The organism is Streptomyces sp. NK15101, assembly GCF_020400725.1.
In the GTDB taxonomy this organism is placed as follows: domain Bacteria; phylum Actinomycetota; class Actinomycetes; order Streptomycetales; family Streptomycetaceae; genus Streptomyces.
Genome location: NZ_JAINVG010000046.1, coordinates 11,800 through 30,323 on the forward strand (window position 1 = coordinate 11,800; position 18,524 = coordinate 30,323).

Here is an 18,524-nt window from a genome sequence, read left to right on the forward strand (position 1 = left end):
AAGGTCTCGCCCGTCCGCGTGATCCGCGGACCCGGTCACCGGGAACCCGAAGGCTCCAGTGTGTCGACGACCGGTTCGCAGGGCTACTCCCCTTCGCTGTCGCCCAGTGTAACGGACGGGAGCGCGGAGGTGAGTAGACACTGTCTACTCGATCTTGGTAGACAGTGTCCATGTCACTGAAGGAACATGAGGACGGGCTGCGCGGCCGGCTCGTCCGGGTCGGCGTCGAACTGGTGAACTCCGAGGGCGTCCAGGCCCTCTCGCTCCGCGAGATCGCCCGCCGCGCCGGCGTCTCCCACGGAGCCCCGCGCCGGTACTTCCCCACCCACCTGGAGCTGCTCTCCGCCATCGCCCGCCAGGGCTTCGCCGAACTGGCCGCCCGCGTCGCCGAGGAGGACCCCGAAGGGGCCACGGCACGCGAACGGATCGGGGTGCTCGCCCGCGTCTACCTCGACTACGCCGGCACCCGGCGCGGCATGTACGAGCTGATGTTCCGGCACGACCTGCTGGAGAGCGGACGGCTCGGGCTGCGCGAGACCAGCCTGCCGCTCTTCGCCCACCTCGCCGGGCTCGTCGCCCGTGTCCGCCCGGCGGCCGACCCCGCCCTCCTCGCCGGTGCCCTCTGGGCCAACCTGCACGGCCTCGCCCAGCTCTGGCACTGGGGCAGCCTCCGCCTCGCCACCGGCGGCGACGACCCGGCACCCCTCCTGGCCACCGCGCTCGACGCCCACCTCGGCCCCGTGGAGCCCGCCCCGTGAACCGCACCCTCGCCTGCAGCGTCGTCGGCGCCGCCGTCGTCGCCCTCGACGGCACGGTCCTGACCGTCGCCCAGCCCGCCCTCCAGCGCGACCTGGGCGCCGAGGTCGGCCAGGTGCAGTGGACCAGCACCGGCTACCTCGTCGCCGTCGCGAGCCTCCTCGTCCTCGCGGGTCGCCTCGGCGACCGGTACGGCCACCACCGGGTCTTCGCCGTCGGCGCCCTCGGCTTCGCCGCCGCCTCCACCGGGATCGCCCTGGCCCCCGGCATCGGCACCGTGATCGCGCTGCGCGTGCTCCAGGGCGTCTGCGGGGCGCTCCTCCAGCCCGCCACCCTCGGCATGCTGCGCACCGCCTTCCCGCCCGAGCGGCTCGCGACCCCGATCGCCGTCCGCACCGCCGCCATCGGTCTCGCCGCCGCGGCCGGTCCCCTCGTCGGCGGCGCGCTGGTCTCCTCGTACGGCTGGCGCGCGGTCTTCCTCCTCGGCGTGCCCCCGACCCTCGCCATCGGCCTCCTCGCCCTGGCCCCACCGGACCGCCGACGGACGGGCTCCCCCGGCCGCCCGGCGTCCGGCCCCGCCTCGCCCGACCACCCATCGACGGACCCCGCCCACCGCCCCGCCTCCGGCCCCGCCGCGCTCGACCCGCTCGGTGCCCTCCTGCTCGCCGCCGCGCTCGGTCTGCTCGTCCACGGCCTCGACGAGGCCTCCCGTCCCGGCGGCATCGGTGCCGCCGCCCTCGCCTGCGGCGCGGCTCTCGGCGCCGGGGCGGCCTTCGCCCGGCACGAGCGGCGCGTCGCGGACCCGCTGCTGCCCCCGGCGCTGCTCCGGAGCGTGCCGGTCGTCGCCGGCCTCGCCGCGCTCCTCGCCGCCTCCGCGGCCCTCTTCGGCGCGCTCTTCGTGGCGACGTACTTCCTCCAGGACGTCCAGGGGCTCGATCCCCTCGACTGCGCGCTGCGCGTCCTGCCCCTCGCCGTCCTCATGGTCCTCGGCGCGCCGCTCTGCCCGCCGCTCCAGCGCCGTTTCGGCCCCCGGCGCACCGCCACGGCCGGGGCCGCGCTGCTCACGCTCGGAGTCCTGCTGCTCTCCCGGCTCGACGCGACCGCCGGGGCGACCCCCGTCGGCGTCGCCTCCGCGCTCCTGGGCGCCGGGTTCGTCACGCTCATGGTCACCGCGACCTCCGTCGTCGTGCACCGAGCCCCCGAGGCCCATGCCGGGGTCGCCGGCGGCCTCCAGCAGACCGCGATGAACGTCGGCCCGGCGCTCGGCGTCGCCACCGCGACCCTCCTGCTCGCCCTCGTGCCCGACGGCGGCTTCGTACCGGCCCGGGGCGCCGCCCTCCCGGCCCTGGCGACGCTCGCCGCGCTCGCCCTCCCGGCCGCCCTGGCCCTGCCCGGCCGAGCCGACCGCCGGGGGACACGCCCGGACCCGGCGGCACCCCGGCCCGGCGGACGGCCCTGCGTACGATCATGAGATGCCCGCAGCCGGTCACCGCCGTCCTCCCGGCACGGCGCGCACCCAGTTCAACCTCGGTCGCGCGCTGCCCTTCCTGGCCCTGATCCTGACGGTCGTCGCCGACCTCGCCACCCCCGACGGGGAGCGCTTCGACCGTCTCCTCGTCATCGCGCCCGCGCTCGCCGCCGTCACCTGGAGCGTGCGCGGGACCGTCGGCATCGGGTTGCTCGCCATGGTCGTCCGCCTGCTCCTCGTCCCGACCCGGGGGGCGCCCACCCGCGAGCTCCTCGTCAGCGAGGCCGTCATCGCCGCCGTGACCGCCCTCGCGGCCTGGGTCAGCCGGGTCAGGACCCGCTACGAGCGGGACCTGCGGGAGGTGACCGCCGTCGCCGAGGTCGTCCAGCGGGTCGTCCTGCGTCCCCTGCCCGAGCGCCTCGGCCGCTTCGACCTGCACCTGCTGTACGTCGCGGCCGCTGCCAAGGCGAGGATCGGCGGCGACTTCTACGAGGCCGTCAGGATCCCCGGCGCGGTGCGCGTCATGCTCGGCGACGTCCAGGGCAAGGGGCTCGGCGCCGTCGAGACCGCCTCCGTCCTGCTCGGCTCCTTCCGTGCCGCCGTCAACGAAGCCCGCGACCTCGCGGACCTCGCGGACCGGCTCGACGAGGGCCTCGCCCGCTACGGTGCCTGGGACCCTGACTCCGACGCCGCCGAACGCTTCGCCACCGTCGTCCTGGTGGAGCTTCCCGACGGCCGTGACGTCGCACGGCTCCTCAGCTGCGGCCACCCCGCCCCGCTGCTCCAGCGGGCGACCGGCGTCGAGCCCGTGCACTTCGCCGACCCCTCGCTCCCCGTCAACCTCGCCGGTCTCGCCGACAGCCACCACCGGATCGAGGAGGTGCCCTTCGGACCGGGGGACCGGCTGCTCCTCTACACCGACGGCGTCAGCGAGACCCGCGACCGGGCCGGCACCTTCTACCCGCTGGAGCTGCGGCTGGGCGGCTGGGCCCGGGAACCGGCCGCGGAGCTGCCCGAGCTCCTCCATCGGGACCTGTCCGCCTACGGGGCGGACGGCCTCGACGACGACGTGGCCGCCGTCCTCGTGGTCCGCCCGCCCGCAGGGCCCGCCTGACGATTCGCGCCCGGCCCGGCCCGGCCGGAACGTACCCCCGTACCCGGGAAGTCCGATCCGGTCACCGCGATCGCGCTCTCAGCGCAGGATTTCGAGCCGCACCCTCTCGTCCGGCGTCGCGATGTCCCAGAAGCGGGCGATGCCCCGCGCGCCACGGTAGACGCCCGTACCGCCGGTGATGGCCATGTCGAGGGAGGCCGCTCCCCTCGTCCACAACGACTGCATCGTCAGGGAACCCTGCTCGACCTCCATCGTGATCAGGCACTGCGACGTGAGCTCTTCGCCCTTCGGATGGATGACCTGACAGGATCCACCCCCACGTCCGACACTGTGCCCGTCCTTCAGGGCGGTGCCGGAGTACACGTCCATGTCACCCAGGCTCGGCCCGGCGGGGCCGAGGTCGGAAGCCGTGTACTGATCGTTCCGAACCTCGAGTTCGAGAACCTCGACACGCCCCTTCTCCGGGGTTCCGGCGTGTGCGCTGTCGACGGCCCAGACCCCCACCGCGACCGCGGCGAGCGATGCCGCGACGAACGTCATGAGCGTCGCTCGTCCGCGCGGATTCCGCCGTTCCCCCCGATGCGCGAGAGTGGAACCCGAACCGCTGGTGACCATGACGAATGCTCCTCACTGTGAATTCCATGGGCGAACGCCTTCGACGCGGGACTCCTGACGCGCGCCTGCGGTGGGCGCGGTTGCGGTGGGACCGGGTCGTCGGCCGGCCCGGCCCCGGACGGTCGGGCCGGGGGTCAGGCGGGTTGGTCCTTGTCGGAAGGGAGCCAGACCGTCATGGTCGCCGGGTCGATCGGGATCGAGATGTGCTCGTGCGTGATCGACCACGTGCCGTTCGACCGCTGGAGGCAGACGCTCTCCCGTACCCATATCGAGGCCTGGAGCCCGCCCTTGCGCTCCCCCGAGTCCAGGTGGAGCATGTGCGCGAACGCGGTGTCCCCGCCGGTCGCGAGGGTGAGGTCGTGCGTCTCCAGGCTGATGGGGCCGACGTATCCGTCGAACCAGCGCAGGAAGTTGCGCCGGATCTCGTCGGGTCCCGTGAACCGCAGCGGGGGGACGACGTCGTAGTAGACGGCGTCGGCGGCGTAGAACGACATGAGCCGGTCGATGTCCTTGGTCTGCTGGGCGTCGGCGCGGCTCGCCAGGAGCGCCCGGATCTCGGACTCGTGGGTGGTCATCGCGTACTCCTTCGGTTGTGGTGTGCTGCGGGACGTGATCAGGCGGCGCGGCCGGCCTTGAGCGCGGCGGCGACCTCGACGACACGACGGGCCTGGTGGCGAGCCGCCTCCAGACTCACCTCGCCGGGTTCCCCGTCGCCGACCACGTGCGAGGTCCCGTAGGGATTGCCCGACTTGAACTGGACCGGGTGGGTGTAGCCGGGGGGGCACGATGACGCCGCCCCAGTGATAGAAGGTGTTGCCGAGCGCCAGAAGGGTCGACTCCTGGCCGCCGTGGGCGCTGTTGGAGGCGGTGAAGGCCGAGTACACCTTGTCCGCGAGCCTGCCCTCGAACCACAGGGGCCCGGTGGTGTCGATGAACTGCCGCAGCTGGGCGGCGGGGTTGCCGAAGCGGGCCGGGGTACCGAACAGCACCGCGTCCGCCCACTCCAGGTCGCCGTGCCCGGCCTCGGCGACATCGGCGGTGTCCTGGTGGTGCCGGGCCCAGGCCGGATGGGCGTCGATCGCCTCGGGCGGAGCCGTCTCGGCCACCTTGCGGAGCCGGACGCACGCGCCGGCCTTCTCGGCGCCCTCGACGGCGGCTCGTGCCAGGGCGTGCACGTTGCCGCTGGTGCTGTAGTAGACGACTGCGACGTTCACGGGCTCCATGCCGGTGTACCTCCGTTTGCTTCCGCCACGTTCCGTTGTCAGGTAGGACGAGACGGCCCGGCGGAATGTGAGGCGGAGCGCCGATCTCACATTCCGGGGCGCCGCCCCGTCATAGAGGTGAGGGAAGAACCGACCGAGGGAGCCTCACGACCATGACGCCCAGTTCGACCGCGCCGCAGGACGGCCGACTCGACCCGATGTCGAGCGCGCTCACGGAGGAACGCCGTCGGCTGCTCAACCTCGCCTACCGGATGCTGGGCTCCCTGGCCGAGGCCGAGGACGTCGTCCAGGAGACGTACGCCCGCTGGTACGCGATGTCCCGGCGACAGCAGGAGGCGGTGGCGTCCCCCAGGGGGTGGCTGGCCAAGGTCGCCGGCCGCATCTGCCTCGACGTGCTTCGCTCGGCGAGGGTGCGGCGGGAGCGTTACGTGGGGGAATGGGTTCCCGAGCCGCTGCCCGCCCGCGACGAGTGGCCCGGCGGCGGAACGGACGACAGCACGGCCGATCCGGCCGATCGCATCACGCTCGACGAGTCGGTCGGCATGGCCTTCCTCGTCGTGCTGGAGGCCATGACCCCGGCGGAGCGCGTGGCGTTCGTCCTCCACGACGTCTTCCGCTACCCCTTCTCCGAAGTGGCCGACATCGTCGGCCGCACCCCGGCGGCCTGTCGCCAGCTGGCGGCCTCGGCCCGCCGCCGCGTCGACGCCTCGCGGGCCCCCTCGGCGCCGACGACCCAGCGGGCCCGTGTCGTCAGGGAGTTCAAACGGGCGTGGCAGGCCCAGGACATCAGCGCCCTCATCGGCCTGCTGGATCCCGACGCCACCGCCGTCGGGGACGGCGGCGGCCTCGTCACGGCGCTGCTCCGTCCGATCGAGGGCGCCGAGCGGATCGCCCGCTTCTTCGCCGGCCGGACCCGCCCGGGGCGGCTGGTGGTCCGGGAGTGCACGGTCAACGGTCAACCCGGCCTGGCGGCCCACCTGGACGGCGCCGTCCTGTCGGTGTACGCGTTCGACATCGCGGACGGCAGGATCCGACGGATCTGGGCCGTGCTCAACCCCGAGAAGCTCCGGCCGTGGAAGAGGGGGTGACGCCCGCCCCGCCGGTGGACCGGCGGGCGGGGGCGGCGGCCCGGGTGGTACGCGCGGACGGCGCCGGAGTACGGATGTCAGGCGTCTCCAGCCGCTTTCACCACGGCCCTGGCCCGGCGTCTCCAGCCGCTTCCGCAACGGGCCCGGGTCCCCGTGTCCTCCCGAACACCGTGCTCGGGGCGGCTTGTGCCGTTGCCACCCGGTTGCGCGTCCCGTGCGCCGTTCGTGCGCTCTGGTCGCTCCGTTCCCGGTACGTGAGGCTTGCGACCGTCCGCAGAGCGGACCGCCAGCAGCCCCAGTGGAGAGGAAACGGGTGCCCGTGCCCCAGGACAACCCCTTCGCCAACGGAACGTCCGAAGAATTCCCCGGCTTCCCGGGCATCACGACGGGCCTCACCGCCGCCGAGGCCTCCCGCATCACCGGCCGCGGCCTCTGGACCGCCGACGGCACCGTCGACCCCGACGTCGTCCGTCTCGGCCGCACCCTCGCCACCGCCCTCCTGAACGGAGGCGGCGACGGCCCCGAGGCCCCGCTCCCCGACGGACTCGCCGCGCGCGTCGAGGAGGTACGGGACCTCGCCCTGCCCGCGTACCACCGCATCGAGGCCACGGACGGCATCCGCCTCTCCGCCCTCAGCCTCCGGCAGTCGGCCCCCGGCCCCCACCCGCTCGTCGTCGTCCCGGCCGGCTGGACCCCCTTCGGCTGGCCGCTGTTCCTCTGGTCCTACCTCGACCTCGCCCGCAGGGGCCACCACGTCCTCGCCTACACGCCCCGCGGCCTCGGCACCCCCGGACTGCCCTCCACCTCCGAAGGCTTCGTCGACGTCGCGGGGCCCCACGACTGGGCCGACGGCTCCGCCGTCATCGACTTCGCGACCGACTACCTCGCCCCGAGCGCGATCGGCTTCCTCGGCGAGTCCTACGGCTCCGGCATCAGCCAGCTCGTCGCCGCCCACGACGACCGGGTCACCGCCGTCGTCGCCCTCAGCACCTGGGGGAACCTCGCCACCAGCCTCCACGACCACGGCACCCGCCACCTCGCGGCCGTGAAGGCCCTCCTCGCGCTCACCGGCGGCCCGGTGGAGACCAAGTTCGACAAGGCGAACCAGGAGGTCCTGGCCGACTTCCTCGCCGGCCGGAACCTCGACCGGTTCGTCGAGTGGGGCCGGCTGCGCGCCCCCGAGTCGTACCTCCACCTCACCAACGAGAACGAGACCCCCACCTTCTTCTCGAACACCTGGCACGAGGGCCTCTTCGCCGTCAACCAGCTCCTGGAGACCTTCGACGGCCTCCGGGTCCCCAAACGGCTCAACCTCTGGATCGGCGACCACTCCGCCCCCGAGGGCCCCGGACTCGTCGGCACGGAGCCCGACGAGGAGAACCTCCCCCTGGCCGAGGCGTACGCCTGGCTCGACCACCATCTCAAGGGCGAGCGCAACGGGGTGGAACACTGGGAACAGGTCTGCGGCCAGGTGATGTTCACGTACGTCACCGAACCCGTCCTCGACCCCGGCACCGGCGAGCCGACCGGCGAGAACCGCATCGTCGAAGAGGCCTCCCGGGAGAGCCGCGCCGACTGGGGCCGGGTCACCACCGGCGTCGAGGTCTTCGGCCTCACCGGCGACGGCGCGGGCGGCACCGACGGCCGGCTCCTCCCCGCCGGCGAGACGACGACTCCCGCGGAGGTCACCGGCTGGCGCCGCGCGTTCCTCGCGGGCGTGGAGACCGAGGCCACCGTCATGGACGGCCCCATGGGGACCGGCCAGGCGGAACGCGCCGGCAACCCCAGGACCTACGACACCCGCAAGATCGACCGCAGGCACGCCGTCGTCTGGACCACCACACCGCTCGCCCCCCTGGCCGGCGGGGGCGCGGCCGGCCGCCGCGTCCGGGGCGCCCCGCGGCTGCGCCTCACGGTCCGCTCCACGGCCGGCTCCGCCGGTCTCGTCGCCCGTCTCTTCGACGTCGCCGAGGACGGCACGGCCCGGATCATCACCCACGAGCCGCTCAACGTCCACGGGCTGACGCCCGACCAGGAGCGCACCGTGACCTGGCGGCTCCAGGCCGCCGCGTACGACATCCCCCCGGGACACCGTCTGATGCTGGTCCTCGACAGCAAGGACCCGCTGTACGGGGACGCCTCCGTGACCTGGACGCAGACGGTCCTCAGCTCCCCGGAGGGCGCGCCGGCCTTCCTCGAACTGCCGCTGGGCTGAGACCGGAGGCCGCGCCGCGGGTGCCCGGTTCCTCGGGCACCCGCGGCGCGGTGTCACACCGCCGGCGCGAGCCCCAGATGCTCCCGCAGCGTCGTCCCCGTGTACGCCGTGCGGTACACGCCCCGCTCCTGGAGCTCCGGCACGAGCAGGTCGACGACGTCGTCGAGTCCGTCCGGCACCAGGTACGGCGAGATGTTGAATCCGTCGACGGCTCCGTACCGGGCGAACCGGGCGAACTTCTCCGCGAGCCCGGCCGGGGTGCCGACGTGACCGCGCTGCGGACCGAGCTCGATGACCGTCTCGCGCAGCGACCAGCCGTTGGCGTCGGCCTTCGCCCGCCACTCGGCCACCGTGTCCAAGGTCTCGCCCAGCTGACGGGTGCCGAACTTCCCGTCGTACTCGGCGACCACCGGATCCTCGGCCGGCAGCGGCCCGTCCGCGTCCCGCCCGGACAGGTCGAAGCCCCACAGCCGGCTCGCGATGCCCAGCGCGACGGCGGGCGTGACCTGTTCGAGGCGGACCCAGCGGGCCTTCTCCTCCGCCTCCTTCTCGGTGGCCCCGATGACGATCTCCGTCCCCGGCAGGATCCGCAGGGCGTCCTCGGGCCGCCCGGCCGCCCGCAGCCGGCCCCGGACGTCCTCGGCGAAGGCCAGCGCGTCGTCGAAGTCCGTACCGTGCGCGGAGAAGATCACGTCCGCGTTGCGAGCCGCGAAGTCCCGCCCCTCGCCGGAATCGCCCGCCTGGAAGATCACCGGATGCCCCTGCGCGCTGCGCGGCAGCGTCGGTGCCAGATCGACGTCGAAGTGGTCGGTCCGCGACCGTACGCGACCCACCGCACCCGGCACCGACCAGGTCCGGGCCCCGGCGGAAGCGGCGACCGCGCCCTCCGCCCAGCCGTTCCACACGGCGCGCGCGACGGAGAGGAACTCCTCGGCGCGCCGGTAGCGGTCGGCGTGGTCGAGGAAGCCGCCCCGCCGGAAGTTCTCGCCGGTCCAGGCGTTGTGGGTGGTCACCACGTTCCAGCCGGCCCGGCCGCCGGAGAGCAGGTCGAGTCCCGCGAGCCGCCGGGCGAGGTCGCCGGGCTCGTTGAAGGTGGTGTTGGACGTGGCGACCAGACCGATCCGTTCGGTGGCGGCGGCGAGCGCCGAAAGCTGGGTGATCGAGTCCGGGCGGCCGGCGACGTCCAGCTCGTGGATGCCGCCCTCCGACTCGCGCAGCCGCAGCCCGTCCCCGAGGAAGAACGCGTCGAAGAGTCCGCGCTCGGCGGTCCTGGCCACCCGCAGGAAGGACGCCGGATCGATCTGGGAGCCGCTGGACGGGTCCGACCAGATCGTCCAGTGGTTGACGCCCTGGAAGAACACCCCGAAGTGCAGCCGGGCGTCCGGGCGCGGGACGTCGTTCGCATCGGCGCGGGTCATCGGGTCTCCTCCCGGACGGGCGCGGCGGCGCCGTCGGTCGTGAAGCGGCTGAGGGGCCGGGGTAGGCCCAGAGAGGTGCGCAGGGTGGTGCCCGGCAGCGGGCGGGCGGCGATCCGCCGCGCGAACAGCTCGGGCAGGACGAGGCGGGAGAGCACCGCCAGGTCCTCGTCGAGGACGAGCGGCCGCAGCCGCACCCCGTCGACATGACCGCCCAGCTCCGCGAGGAGGTCCACGAGACCGGCCGCGGGACCGGTGTACCGCAGCCGGTCCGGGCCGCCCTCCCACGGGGAGTACCGTTCCAGGTCGGCGATCCGCTCCCGGGCCGTCTCGCCCGGGGTGTCGAGGGCGACCTCCAGCTCGGCGAAGGCGAGCGGCGCGCCCGCGGCGGTGGCCGCCTCGCCCGCCCCGGCCGGCGTCGGCCCGCCGACGAGGGCCACATCGGTGAGACCGGCCGGGACGAGACCCGGCCGGGAGAGGACCACGGGGCGGCCCTGTGGCGGGCGCGGCACGATCGACGGCCCCTTCACGGAGTACGTCTCCCCCGTGAAGTCGATGGCGTGGAGCCGCGACCGGTCCAGGTAGCGGCTGGTGGCCACCGATCGGATCACCGCGTCGTCCTCCCACGAGTCCCACAGGTCCCGTACGACGCGGAGACCGTCGTGCGCCTCCCGGGCGAGGGCATCGGCCCCCTCGACGACCGGCCGTCCCCAGGCGCGCGCGGCGGCCGGATCCTCCTCGACCCCCACCACCCAGCCGGCCCGGCCGGCCGAGACGTGGTCGAGCGAGGCGAGCTGCGAGGAGACGTGGAACGGCTCGGCGTACGTGGTCGCCACGACCGGCGCCACGCCGAGGACGCTCGTCGAAGCGGCCACGAACGCGGCCCGCTCCACCGCGCCGATCCGGCCGACGGGACCGGAGCCGTTCCCGGAACCGGGCGGCAGGATCGAGTCCTCCAGGGTGACCAGGGTGAACCCGGCGTTCTCGGCGACGGCCGCGACCCGGGCGAGCCGACGCGGGGTCAGCAGCTCGCCGGGGGAGTGGGCGGCGCGGCGCCACGCGGCGGGATGGGCACCGTCGCCGTCGATCTCGACGGCCAGGTGCAGGGCAGGGCGGGGCATGGGAGTCCTTCCGAACGACAGGGACGCGCGACGGCACGGCAGCGGCGCGGGGCACGGCTGCACGGGGCCGGGCGACGGGACGTCACGGGACGCGCGGACCCACGCGGGGCGGGGTCAGGCGCGAGGGGAAGGACAGATGGCCGAGGAGGTACGGCAGAAGTCGACGTGCCGGCGGCAGACCAGACGGGCACGCGAACGGGCGGGGACATGTGCCACGGCGACCACTGCCGACACGTGCGCCTCCCCCCGGTTCCGGTCCCGTCCAGGTGTGCGGACGGGGACGCCTCACCATAGGCAGGCCGCCTTCCGCACTGTCAAGACCGTTCCGACCGCCGGGACGTCAGGGCGCCGGAGGAGGAGGGGAGTTGGGAGCGGGACAGGGGGAGCGGGTCGTGTCGGGACAGGTGGGAGGGAAGCGGGACCGGCAGCCCGCCGGTCCCGTCCCGGATCCCGCCGGTCCCGTCCCGTAGTCCGCCGGACACCCGTCCTGGTCCCGCTCCGTCCTCACGCTCCCCCTCGGGCCGGATCCCGTGTCAGACCCCGGGCTGACGGAAGGTCGGCCCGTGGACGGACGCGCGGGCCCGGCGCCGGCGCCTAGCGTGCCCCCATGATCCGATTCACCAGGGCGGCCGCGGCCGCCGTTCTCGTCTGCTCCCTCGCCTTACCGGCCGGCATCGCCACGGCGGCCGTACCGGCAACCGGCGCTCCGGCCGTCGCCGGTACGGCACCGGCGGCCCGGGCCGCCACGCTGCCGGCGCCCACCGGACCGTACTCAGTCGGCAGCACGGTCCTGCCGCTCGTCGACCGCTCCCGTACCGACCCCTGGGTGCCCACCGCCGACGGCCGTGCGCTCATGGTCACGCTGCACTACCCGGCCGCCCGTCCCGGTGGCGGCCGCCCCGCCCCGTACGCCACACGGGAGGAGGCGCGGCTGCTCGCCGAGCAGCTCGGGCCCGGCGTCTCCGGCGACGTGCTCGCCCGCACGCGCACCCACGGCAGGACCGACGCCCGGCCCGCGCCCGGACGGCACCCCCTGGTGCTGCTCTCGCCGGGCTTCAGCGTCTCCCGCTGGACGCTCACCCATCTCGCCGAGGACCTCGCCTCGCGGGGTTACGTCGTGGCCTCCGTCGACCACGCCTACGAGTCGTTCGGGACCAGCCTTCCCGGCGGCCGCACCCTCACCTGCGTCGCCTGCACGGCCCTCGACGAGGGCGGGGTGCACGGCAGTGTCGTCACCTCCACGCGCGCCGCCGACATGCGGTACGTCCTGGACCGGCTGACCGGGCCGAAGCCCGTCTGGCGGTACGCCGACGCGATCGACGCGCGCCGCGTCGGCATGGCCGGGCACTCCATCGGCGGGGCGAGCGCGGCCTCCGCGATGGTGGCCGATCCGCGCATCGACGCCGGGATCAACATGGACGGCTCCTTCTGGGAGGAGCTCCCCGCGGAGGGCCTGCGGGGCCGCCCGTTCATGATGCTCGGGACGCACGACAGCATGCACCTGCCCGGCGGGCAGGACGCCAGCTGGGACCGGGCGTGGACCGCGCTCGACGGCTGGAAGCGCTGGATCACGGTCGCCGGATCCGAGCACTTCACCTTCTCCGACGGCCCCGTGATCCAAGGCCACTTCGGCCTGCCCCAACCGGAACTTCCCGCCGACCGGGCCGTCGCCGTCACCCGGACCTACGTCGCGGCCTTCTTCGACCAGCACCTGCGCGGGCTCCCGCGCCCGGTCCTCGACGGCCCGACGCCCGCGAATCCGGAGGTCCACTTCCAGCACCGCTGAGCCGCTGCCGGCCAGGAGTCAGGAGCGGTACGGGGTGTTCGCCTCCGCCCAGTCGGCCAGCGCCCGCGCGCACTCGGCGACCGATTCCCGCCAGGTGCGCGCGGCACCCTCGCCGGCCTCGTCGCTGACGTGCTTCACGATGCGCAGCGGCACCCCGGCGAGCTCAGCCGCCGAGGCCAGCGCGTACCCCTCCATGTCGACCAGCGGCGCCCGCTCGGCGAGCCGGGCGCGGGCCGCCTCGTCCGAGACGAACGTGTCGCCGGTGGCCAGGACCACGTCACCGCCGTCCGGCAGCGTCAGCGGAGCGCCGTACGTCTCGCCGGTCAGCGTGGCGAGCAGCTCGCCGTCGAGGTCGTGCTGCACCACCGTGCCGACGACGTGCGTCCCGGTCCAGCCCGGCCGCAGGGCCCCGGCCGTCCCGAGGTTCACGATCCCGGACGGCCGCGGGCCCCGGCCGAGGACGGTCGCGAGCGCGGTCGCCGCGTTCACCTTGCCCATGCCGGTGAGCAGGACGGGCAGCTCCGTGTCGAGGAACTGCGCCTCCTCCTTGACGGCGAGGACGAGCAGGGGGCGGTCGGCCGTGATCTCTCCCAAGAGTTCCATGGGGCCCACGCTAGTTCGAGGGCCCGCCCGTCGTACAACCGGGCGGGCCTCAGCCCGGGGAAGAGCCCTGTTCCGCGGGCGCCTCGCTCAGCACGCGCAGGGCCTTCGGCCCCACGCCGCCCAGAGCGGCGAGCTCGGCCGCGGGCACGCCGTCGAGCCGGGTGCACCCGGCCGCGGCGGGCGCGTGGGTTGCGGGCGCGCCGATCCCGCGCGGGAGGTCCGTCTCGGGCCGGTCGGACGCCTCGGCCATGGACCGGTCGTGCCACGCGGGGGAGCCGGAGGCCGGCGAACGGCGCGGGCCGCTCACACCGGGAGCAGTCGGCCGATCAGTTCCCCCAGCTGACGGGCGTTGCGGCACGGGCGCATCTCCACGAGCTCGGCGTAGGCCGGGGCCACCGAGTCGCCCGTACCCCAGAGCGAGGGCTGTTCGGGGTTGAGCCAGTGGACCCGGCGCGCGCGGTCCGCGATGAGACGCAGCGCCGCGAGGTTCGGGTCGGCACCGTTGGTGCGGGCGTCGCCGAGGACGAAGACGACCGTGCGCGGGCCGATCGCCTGCGCGTACCGCTCGGCGAACTCCCCGAGCGCCGTCCCGTAGTCGCTCTGCCCGTGCCACCCCGTGAGCTCCGCCTCCGCGAGGATGCGGTCGCCGAGCCCCGCCGGGTCGGCCGCGCCCCGCGCGATCAGCCCGGTCACCTCGTCCACCCGGTTGACGAAGGCGAAGACCCGCACCCGGCTGAACTGGTCGTGCAAGGCCTGCACGAGCAGCATCGTGAACTGCGCGAAACCGGCCACCGAACCCGACACGTCGCAGAGCAGGACCAGTTCGGGGCGCCGGGGACGGCGCCGTCGCAGGACCGGACGCACCGGCACGCCCCCGGTCGACAGCGAGCCGCGCAGGGTCCGCCGCAGATCGATCTCCCCGCGCGCCGCCCGGCGCCGCCGCGCCGCGAGCCGGGTGGCCAGCTTCCGCGCCAGCGGCCGTACCGTACGCCGCAGCTCGTCCAGCTGCGCCCGCCCCGCCAGCAGGAAGTCCACGCCGTCCGCCGTCCCCGCCACCGCCCGCCGCGCGACCCGGTCACGGCCCTGCCGCTCGGCGACGCGCCGCCGGGCCTCGGTCCGCACGCGCTCCCGGAAGGCCTCGACGCGCCGCCGGATCTCGTCGTCGAGCAGCCGCTCGGTGAACTCGGGACCCTCGGCCGCTGCCGTCGCACGCAGCCGCTCGCGCACCCGGGCGAGCAGCGTCTCGGGGCGCAGCCGGGAGAGCGTCTGGTACGAGGACCAGCCGTCCGACTCCGGACCGGAGCCGTAGCCGCCGAACCCGCCCACCGCCTCGGCGGCCAGCCGGTCGAGCGCGGCGCCGTCTCCGGCGGCGAGGGCCTCCGCGAGCCGGTCGCGCAGGGCGGCGAGGTCCGCGGGCGTGTCCCCGTACGCCTCGGCCGGTCCGGGAGCGGTGCCGAGCGGGAAGTACAGGTCGAAGACCTGGTCGAACACCCTCCGTCGGCCCTCTCCGTGGAGCAGCGTCGCCGCCAGCGCCTCCCGGACCCGCTCCCGGTCGGTGAAGCCGACGGCTTCGAGGGCCAGCCCCGCGTCCACGGTCTCCCCGGTCCCGATCCCGAATCCGTGCGCGCGCAGCGCCGCGACGAGCCCGGTGAGCCGCGCCGCGACCCCGGCGGCGTCCGCCGGACGGTCCGTGCCGGCCGGGCTCGCCGCGACCCCGGCGGCGTCCGCCGGTCGGTCCCCGTCCGCCGGGCTCACACCGTGTCCAGGTCGAGCTTGGCCGCCGCCTTCGCGATGTCTTCCTGGTGCTTGAGGAGGACGCCGAGGGTCTCCCGGACGACCCGTTCGTCCAGCCGGTCCGCACCGAGCGCGAGCAGCGTGCGGGCCCAGTCGATCGTCTCCGACACGGACGGCACCTTCCGCAGGTCCATCGCCCGCAACGCCCCCACGACCCGTACGACGGACGCGGCGAGTCCGGCGTCGAGGCCGGGGACCTTGAGGGTCACGATCCTGCGCTCCAGCTCCTCCTCGGGGAAGCCGATGTGCAGGAAGAGGCAGCGCCGGCGCAGGGCCTCGGACAGCTCGCGGCTCGCGTTCGAGGTGAGCACGGTGAACGGCCGCCGCGTCGCCTTGATCGTGCCGAGCTCGGGCACGGTCACCTGGAAGTCGCTGAGGACCTCCAGGAGCAGCCCCTCCACCTCGACGTCGGCCTTGTCGGTCTCGTCGATCAGCAGCACCGTCGGCTCCTCGGACCGGATCGCGGTGAGCAGCGGCCGGGGGAGCAGGAACTCCTCGCCGAAGATGTCCGTCCGCGCCTCGTCCCAGGACTCGCCCCGCCCGGCCGTGATGCGCAGCAGCTGCTTGGCGTGGTTCCACTCGTAGAGCGCGCGGGACTCGTCCACGCCCTCGTAGCACTGCAGTCTGACCAGACGTGCCCCCGTGACCTCGGTGACGGCCTTGGCGAGCTGCGTCTTGCCGACGCCGGCCGGGCCCTCGACGAGCAGCGGCTTGCCCAGCCGGTCGGCGAGGAAGACGGTGGTGGCGACGGCCGGCGACGCCAGGTAGCCGGTCGTGGCGAGCCGTTCGGCGACGTCGTCGACGGAGGTGAAGAATCCGGTCGTCATGGCTGTCCCCCCGGGGAAGCGGAATCTCTTACTGGCCAGTAGCCTCAGCTGTACTTGATCAGATCGGGCACCACCGCACAACCGTCCCGCGCGAGCTCCGTGCCGAGCGCGGGGCGGCGGGCACTGGTGCAATGGGGGGACCGGGTGTGCCACCCGGAGGCCCGCACGGCGGTGGAGGTGTCGTGACGGAACGGGACGAGGCCCTCCTCACCAGGGCACGGGCCCTGGAGCAGGCGATCGGCGAGATCGGCACGACGCTCGACGAGACGACCACCTGCCGCGAACTGGCGTCCTTCCTCGCCCGCCACCTCCACGGCTCCGTCACGGTCGACCTGCTCGACGAACCGGGAGGCCGGCCCCGGCACGCGGCGTCGGCCGACCCGCAGGGCCCCGGATCTCCCACCGGCATCCCGGCCGCGTCCCGGCCTTCCGCCACGGGCCCGTCCGCCTCCGAAGCTTCCGCCCCCGGCCCGGCGGCCTTCGGGGCTTCTCCCGAGGAGCGGGCCGTCTCCGCAGCTTCCGCCGGGCCCCCGGACGCCCCCGGTCTCGCCGTACCCCTCGCCGTCCACGACGAGGAGCCCTTCGGGACCGTGATCGTCACGCGTCACGGGCCCGGTTTCTCCGCCGACGAGTTCGCGGTCCTCCGGCACGCGGCCCGGCTGGCCGCACGGCACCTCGGTCATGCCCGCCGCCTCGTCGCCACCGAGGACACCGCGCTCCACCTCCAGCGCGCCCTCGTCGCCGAACCGGGCCGGCCGCACCCCAACCTGGAGATCGCGGGCGGCTACCTCCCGGCGGGCCCCCGCGCCCTCGTGGGCGGCGACTGGTTCGAGACCGTGCGCCTCCACTTCGGCCGCAGCCTTCTCGTCGTCGGCGACGTGATGGGCCACGGGCTCGACGCGGCCGTCGACATGAACGCCTACCGCACGGCGCTCCGCGAGGTCGCCGCGACCGATCTGCCGCCGCACCGGGTGCTGCGCCACCTCGACTCGGTGGTCGCCGGGGACGACGCCCGTCGCCCCGCCACCTGCCTGCTCGTCCGGGTGGACCCGGCCCGTGGCACCGCCACCTTCGCCAGCGCCGGGCATCTGCCACCCGTCGTGTTCGGCCCGGACGGCTCCGCCGAGCTCGTCGACCTCCCGGTGGGGCCGCCGCTGGGCACCGGCGTCGGCGGCTACGAGCCCACCACGCGCCCGCTCGCCCCGGGCGAGACCCTGCTGATCTTCACCGACGGCCTCGTCGAACGGCGCGGGGAGGACATCGACCTCTCGCTCGCCCGCCTCGCCGCCCTCCGGCTCCCCGCGGGCTCCGGCCCCGAGCAGGTCGTCGAAGAGGTGCTCCACCGCCTCGACGCGCATCACGCGGAGGACGACGTGGCCGTCCTCGCCGCCCGCGTCCGCGCCCGCCCCACACCGTGACACAGGGTCACCTCATCCCCACGCGTAGCCGTGACGCACGGTCACGCCACCCCCGCCGACTACCTGTTTCACGCCGTGGCGTGATTGTTGCGGCAGGACGCTTGTGCGTGGCCCCGGGGCCCGGCACGCTCCTCGTATGAACACGGCCCGGCATGCCAGTGAACGTCTGATGAGCTGGCCCTCGCTGACCCCCGGCCGCGCCCATTGCGGCGCCGAGCTCGGACTGGGCACCGGGACGCAGGAGATCGTCCACTTCCACGGTGAACACGAGGCGGACGTCCACCTCACACGCGCCATGGTCGCGAAGCTGCGCCCGGCCCTCCTGGGGTCGAGCGCCGTCCGGCTGCGGGCCGGATCGGGCTGGGTGACGGTCCGTCTGGACATGGGCTCGGACATCGACCTGCTCGCCACCCTGGTGAGCGCCGCCCTCCAGGCCAACGGCGTCCCCGACGCCGCTCCGGACGGCTGCACCCGCACCCTCCCGGTCCCCCGCACCCGCTGAGCCCCCGGAAGTCGCCGCAGGACTACGAGGGGACCGGGAAGAGCATGCACGTGCTCGTCGCGTGAGCGAGGAGCCGGTCCTCCGCGTCGTACAGGCCAGCCTCCGCCAGTGCCGTGCGGCGCCCCTGCGACAGCACCGTGCCGACGGCCCGGATCTTGCCCGTGTCCATCGTGACCGGGCGGAGGAAGCGGGTCGACAGGTCGAGCGAGGTGTACGCCGTGCCCAGCGGGAGCGTGCTGTGCACCGCGCAGCCGGCGGCCGAGTCGAGCAGGGTCGCGTAGACCCCGCCGTGCACGCTTCCGATCGGGTTGTAGTGCTCCTCGCCGGGTTCGAGCGCGAACACCGCGCGCCCCGGCTCGACCTCCTCCAGGGTGAAGCCGAGCAGGGCGGCGATCGGCGGCGCGGGCAGCCGGCCCGCCACCATCTCCCGCAGGAAGTCGATGCCCGCCATCGACATCGCGGCGCGCGCGGTGACCCCGGCGTCCTCCCACTCGACCGTGCGTGACCGCCCCATCGCCACTCCACTCCGCTCACCATCTGGCTCTGTATGGCGAAGCTAGCCTCGGTGCCGGCTGACTG

At 74.6% G+C, this 18,524-nt stretch carries 17 protein-coding genes and 1 pseudogene; 8 read left to right on the plus strand and 10 right to left on the minus strand.

From position 1 onward, the window contains the following. Window positions 1-170 precede the first annotated feature (170 nt). Genes K7G60_RS23535 through K7G60_RS23545 form a run of 3 tightly spaced genes read left to right on the plus strand, consistent with a single transcriptional unit; the run spans window position 171 to window position 3,338 of the window. A complete protein-coding gene (locus K7G60_RS23535) occupies window positions 171-758 on the plus strand; it encodes a TetR/AcrR family transcriptional regulator (protein ID WP_225802919.1) in 588 nt (195 codons plus the stop codon). Then, the gene (locus K7G60_RS23540; protein ID WP_225802920.1) at window positions 755-2,227 is read left to right on the plus strand and encodes an MFS transporter; all 1,473 of its coding nucleotides are present in this window, start codon (window positions 755-757) and stop codon (window positions 2,225-2,227) included. The genes K7G60_RS23535 and K7G60_RS23540 overlap by 4 nt, the downstream gene beginning before the upstream one ends. A gap of 1 nt (window position 2,228) precedes the next feature. Next, the gene (locus tag K7G60_RS23545) at window positions 2,229-3,338 is read left to right on the plus strand and encodes a PP2C family protein-serine/threonine phosphatase (RefSeq protein ID WP_225802921.1); all 1,110 of its coding nucleotides are present in this window, start codon (window positions 2,229-2,231) and stop codon (window positions 3,336-3,338) included. Between the two features lie 78 nt (window positions 3,339-3,416). Here K7G60_RS23545 and K7G60_RS23550 read toward each other — a convergent pair whose 3' ends face one another. From K7G60_RS23550 to wrbA, 3 genes and pseudogenes are all read right to left on the minus strand, one after another. Further along, window positions 3,417-3,878: a dirigent protein gene (locus K7G60_RS23550; RefSeq protein WP_225802922.1), complete on the minus strand. Its 462-nt coding sequence runs from the start codon at window positions 3,876-3,878 to the stop codon at window positions 3,417-3,419. A 209-nt stretch (window positions 3,879-4,087) separates the two neighbouring features. Then, window positions 4,088-4,528 carry a nuclear transport factor 2 family protein gene (locus K7G60_RS23555; protein ID WP_225802923.1) on the minus strand — a complete coding sequence of 147 codons (441 nt, stop codon included), beginning with the start codon at window positions 4,526-4,528 and terminating at the stop codon, window positions 4,088-4,090. Window positions 4,529-4,566: 38 nt separating this feature from the next. Further along, window positions 4,567-5,176, minus strand: a pseudogene (wrbA, locus tag K7G60_RS23560) (NAD(P)H:quinone oxidoreductase). Between the two features lie 152 nt (window positions 5,177-5,328). Between wrbA and sigJ the strand changes: the two are divergent. Both sigJ and K7G60_RS23570 read left to right on the plus strand, forming a co-directional pair. Beyond that, entirely contained in the window at window positions 5,329-6,264 is a 936-nt protein-coding gene (sigJ, locus tag K7G60_RS23565; protein ID WP_225802924.1) for an RNA polymerase sigma factor SigJ, read from the plus strand. A gap of 319 nt (window positions 6,265-6,583) precedes the next feature. Beyond that, window positions 6,584-8,479: a CocE/NonD family hydrolase C-terminal non-catalytic domain-containing protein gene (locus K7G60_RS23570; protein ID WP_225802925.1), complete on the plus strand. Its 1,896-nt coding sequence runs from the start codon at window positions 6,584-6,586 to the stop codon at window positions 8,477-8,479. Window positions 8,480-8,532: 53 nt separating this feature from the next. Here K7G60_RS23570 and K7G60_RS23575 read toward each other — a convergent pair whose 3' ends face one another. Both K7G60_RS23575 and K7G60_RS23580 read right to left on the minus strand, forming a co-directional pair. Continuing rightward, entirely contained in the window at window positions 8,533-9,897 is a 1,365-nt protein-coding gene (locus K7G60_RS23575; RefSeq protein WP_225802926.1) for an NtaA/DmoA family FMN-dependent monooxygenase, read from the minus strand. After that, on the minus strand, window positions 9,894-11,015 hold the full coding sequence (locus tag K7G60_RS23580) for an LLM class flavin-dependent oxidoreductase (RefSeq protein ID WP_225802927.1): 1,122 nt from the start codon (window positions 11,013-11,015) through the stop codon (window positions 9,894-9,896). The genes K7G60_RS23575 and K7G60_RS23580 overlap by 4 nt, the downstream gene beginning before the upstream one ends. A gap of 607 nt (window positions 11,016-11,622) precedes the next feature. Between K7G60_RS23580 and K7G60_RS23585 the strand changes: the two genes are divergently transcribed. Continuing rightward, window positions 11,623-12,801 (plus strand): alpha/beta hydrolase, encoded by a 1,179-nt coding sequence (locus K7G60_RS23585; RefSeq protein ID WP_225802928.1) that lies wholly within the window; start codon window positions 11,623-11,625, stop codon window positions 12,799-12,801. Between the two features lie 18 nt (window positions 12,802-12,819). Here the strand turns inward: K7G60_RS23585 and K7G60_RS23590 are convergent, their stop codons facing one another. The 4 genes from K7G60_RS23590 to K7G60_RS23605 form a co-directional block, all read right to left on the minus strand. Next, a complete protein-coding gene (locus K7G60_RS23590) occupies window positions 12,820-13,404 on the minus strand; it encodes a nucleosidase (protein WP_225802929.1) in 585 nt (194 codons plus the stop codon). Window positions 13,405-13,453: 49 nt separating this feature from the next. Further along, window positions 13,454-13,654 (minus strand): DNA-binding protein, encoded by a 201-nt coding sequence (locus K7G60_RS23595; protein ID WP_225802930.1) that lies wholly within the window; start codon window positions 13,652-13,654, stop codon window positions 13,454-13,456. 53 nt (window positions 13,655-13,707) lie between these two features. Continuing rightward, window positions 13,708-15,036, minus strand: a complete 1,329-nt coding sequence (locus K7G60_RS23600; protein ID WP_225802961.1) for a VWA domain-containing protein — start codon at window positions 15,034-15,036, stop codon at window positions 13,708-13,710. A gap of 119 nt (window positions 15,037-15,155) precedes the next feature. Then, window positions 15,156-16,025: a MoxR family ATPase gene (locus K7G60_RS23605; protein WP_225802931.1), complete on the minus strand. Its 870-nt coding sequence runs from the start codon at window positions 16,023-16,025 to the stop codon at window positions 15,156-15,158. A gap of 182 nt (window positions 16,026-16,207) precedes the next feature. Between K7G60_RS23605 and K7G60_RS23610 the strand changes: the two genes are divergently transcribed. Together K7G60_RS23610 and K7G60_RS23615 are read left to right on the plus strand one after the other, a co-directional pair. Next, window positions 16,208-17,443, plus strand: a complete 1,236-nt coding sequence (locus tag K7G60_RS23610) for a PP2C family protein-serine/threonine phosphatase (RefSeq protein ID WP_225802932.1) — start codon at window positions 16,208-16,210, stop codon at window positions 17,441-17,443. A gap of 136 nt (window positions 17,444-17,579) precedes the next feature. Continuing rightward, window positions 17,580-17,945, plus strand: a complete 366-nt coding sequence (locus K7G60_RS23615) for a luciferase family protein (RefSeq protein ID WP_225802933.1) — start codon at window positions 17,580-17,582, stop codon at window positions 17,943-17,945. Between the two features lie 22 nt (window positions 17,946-17,967). On the opposite strand, the gene K7G60_RS23620 is transcribed toward K7G60_RS23615, so the two are convergent. Further along, a complete protein-coding gene (locus tag K7G60_RS23620; protein WP_225802934.1) occupies window positions 17,968-18,459 on the minus strand; it encodes a PaaI family thioesterase in 492 nt (163 codons plus the stop codon). Window positions 18,460-18,524: the final 65 nt, after the last annotated feature.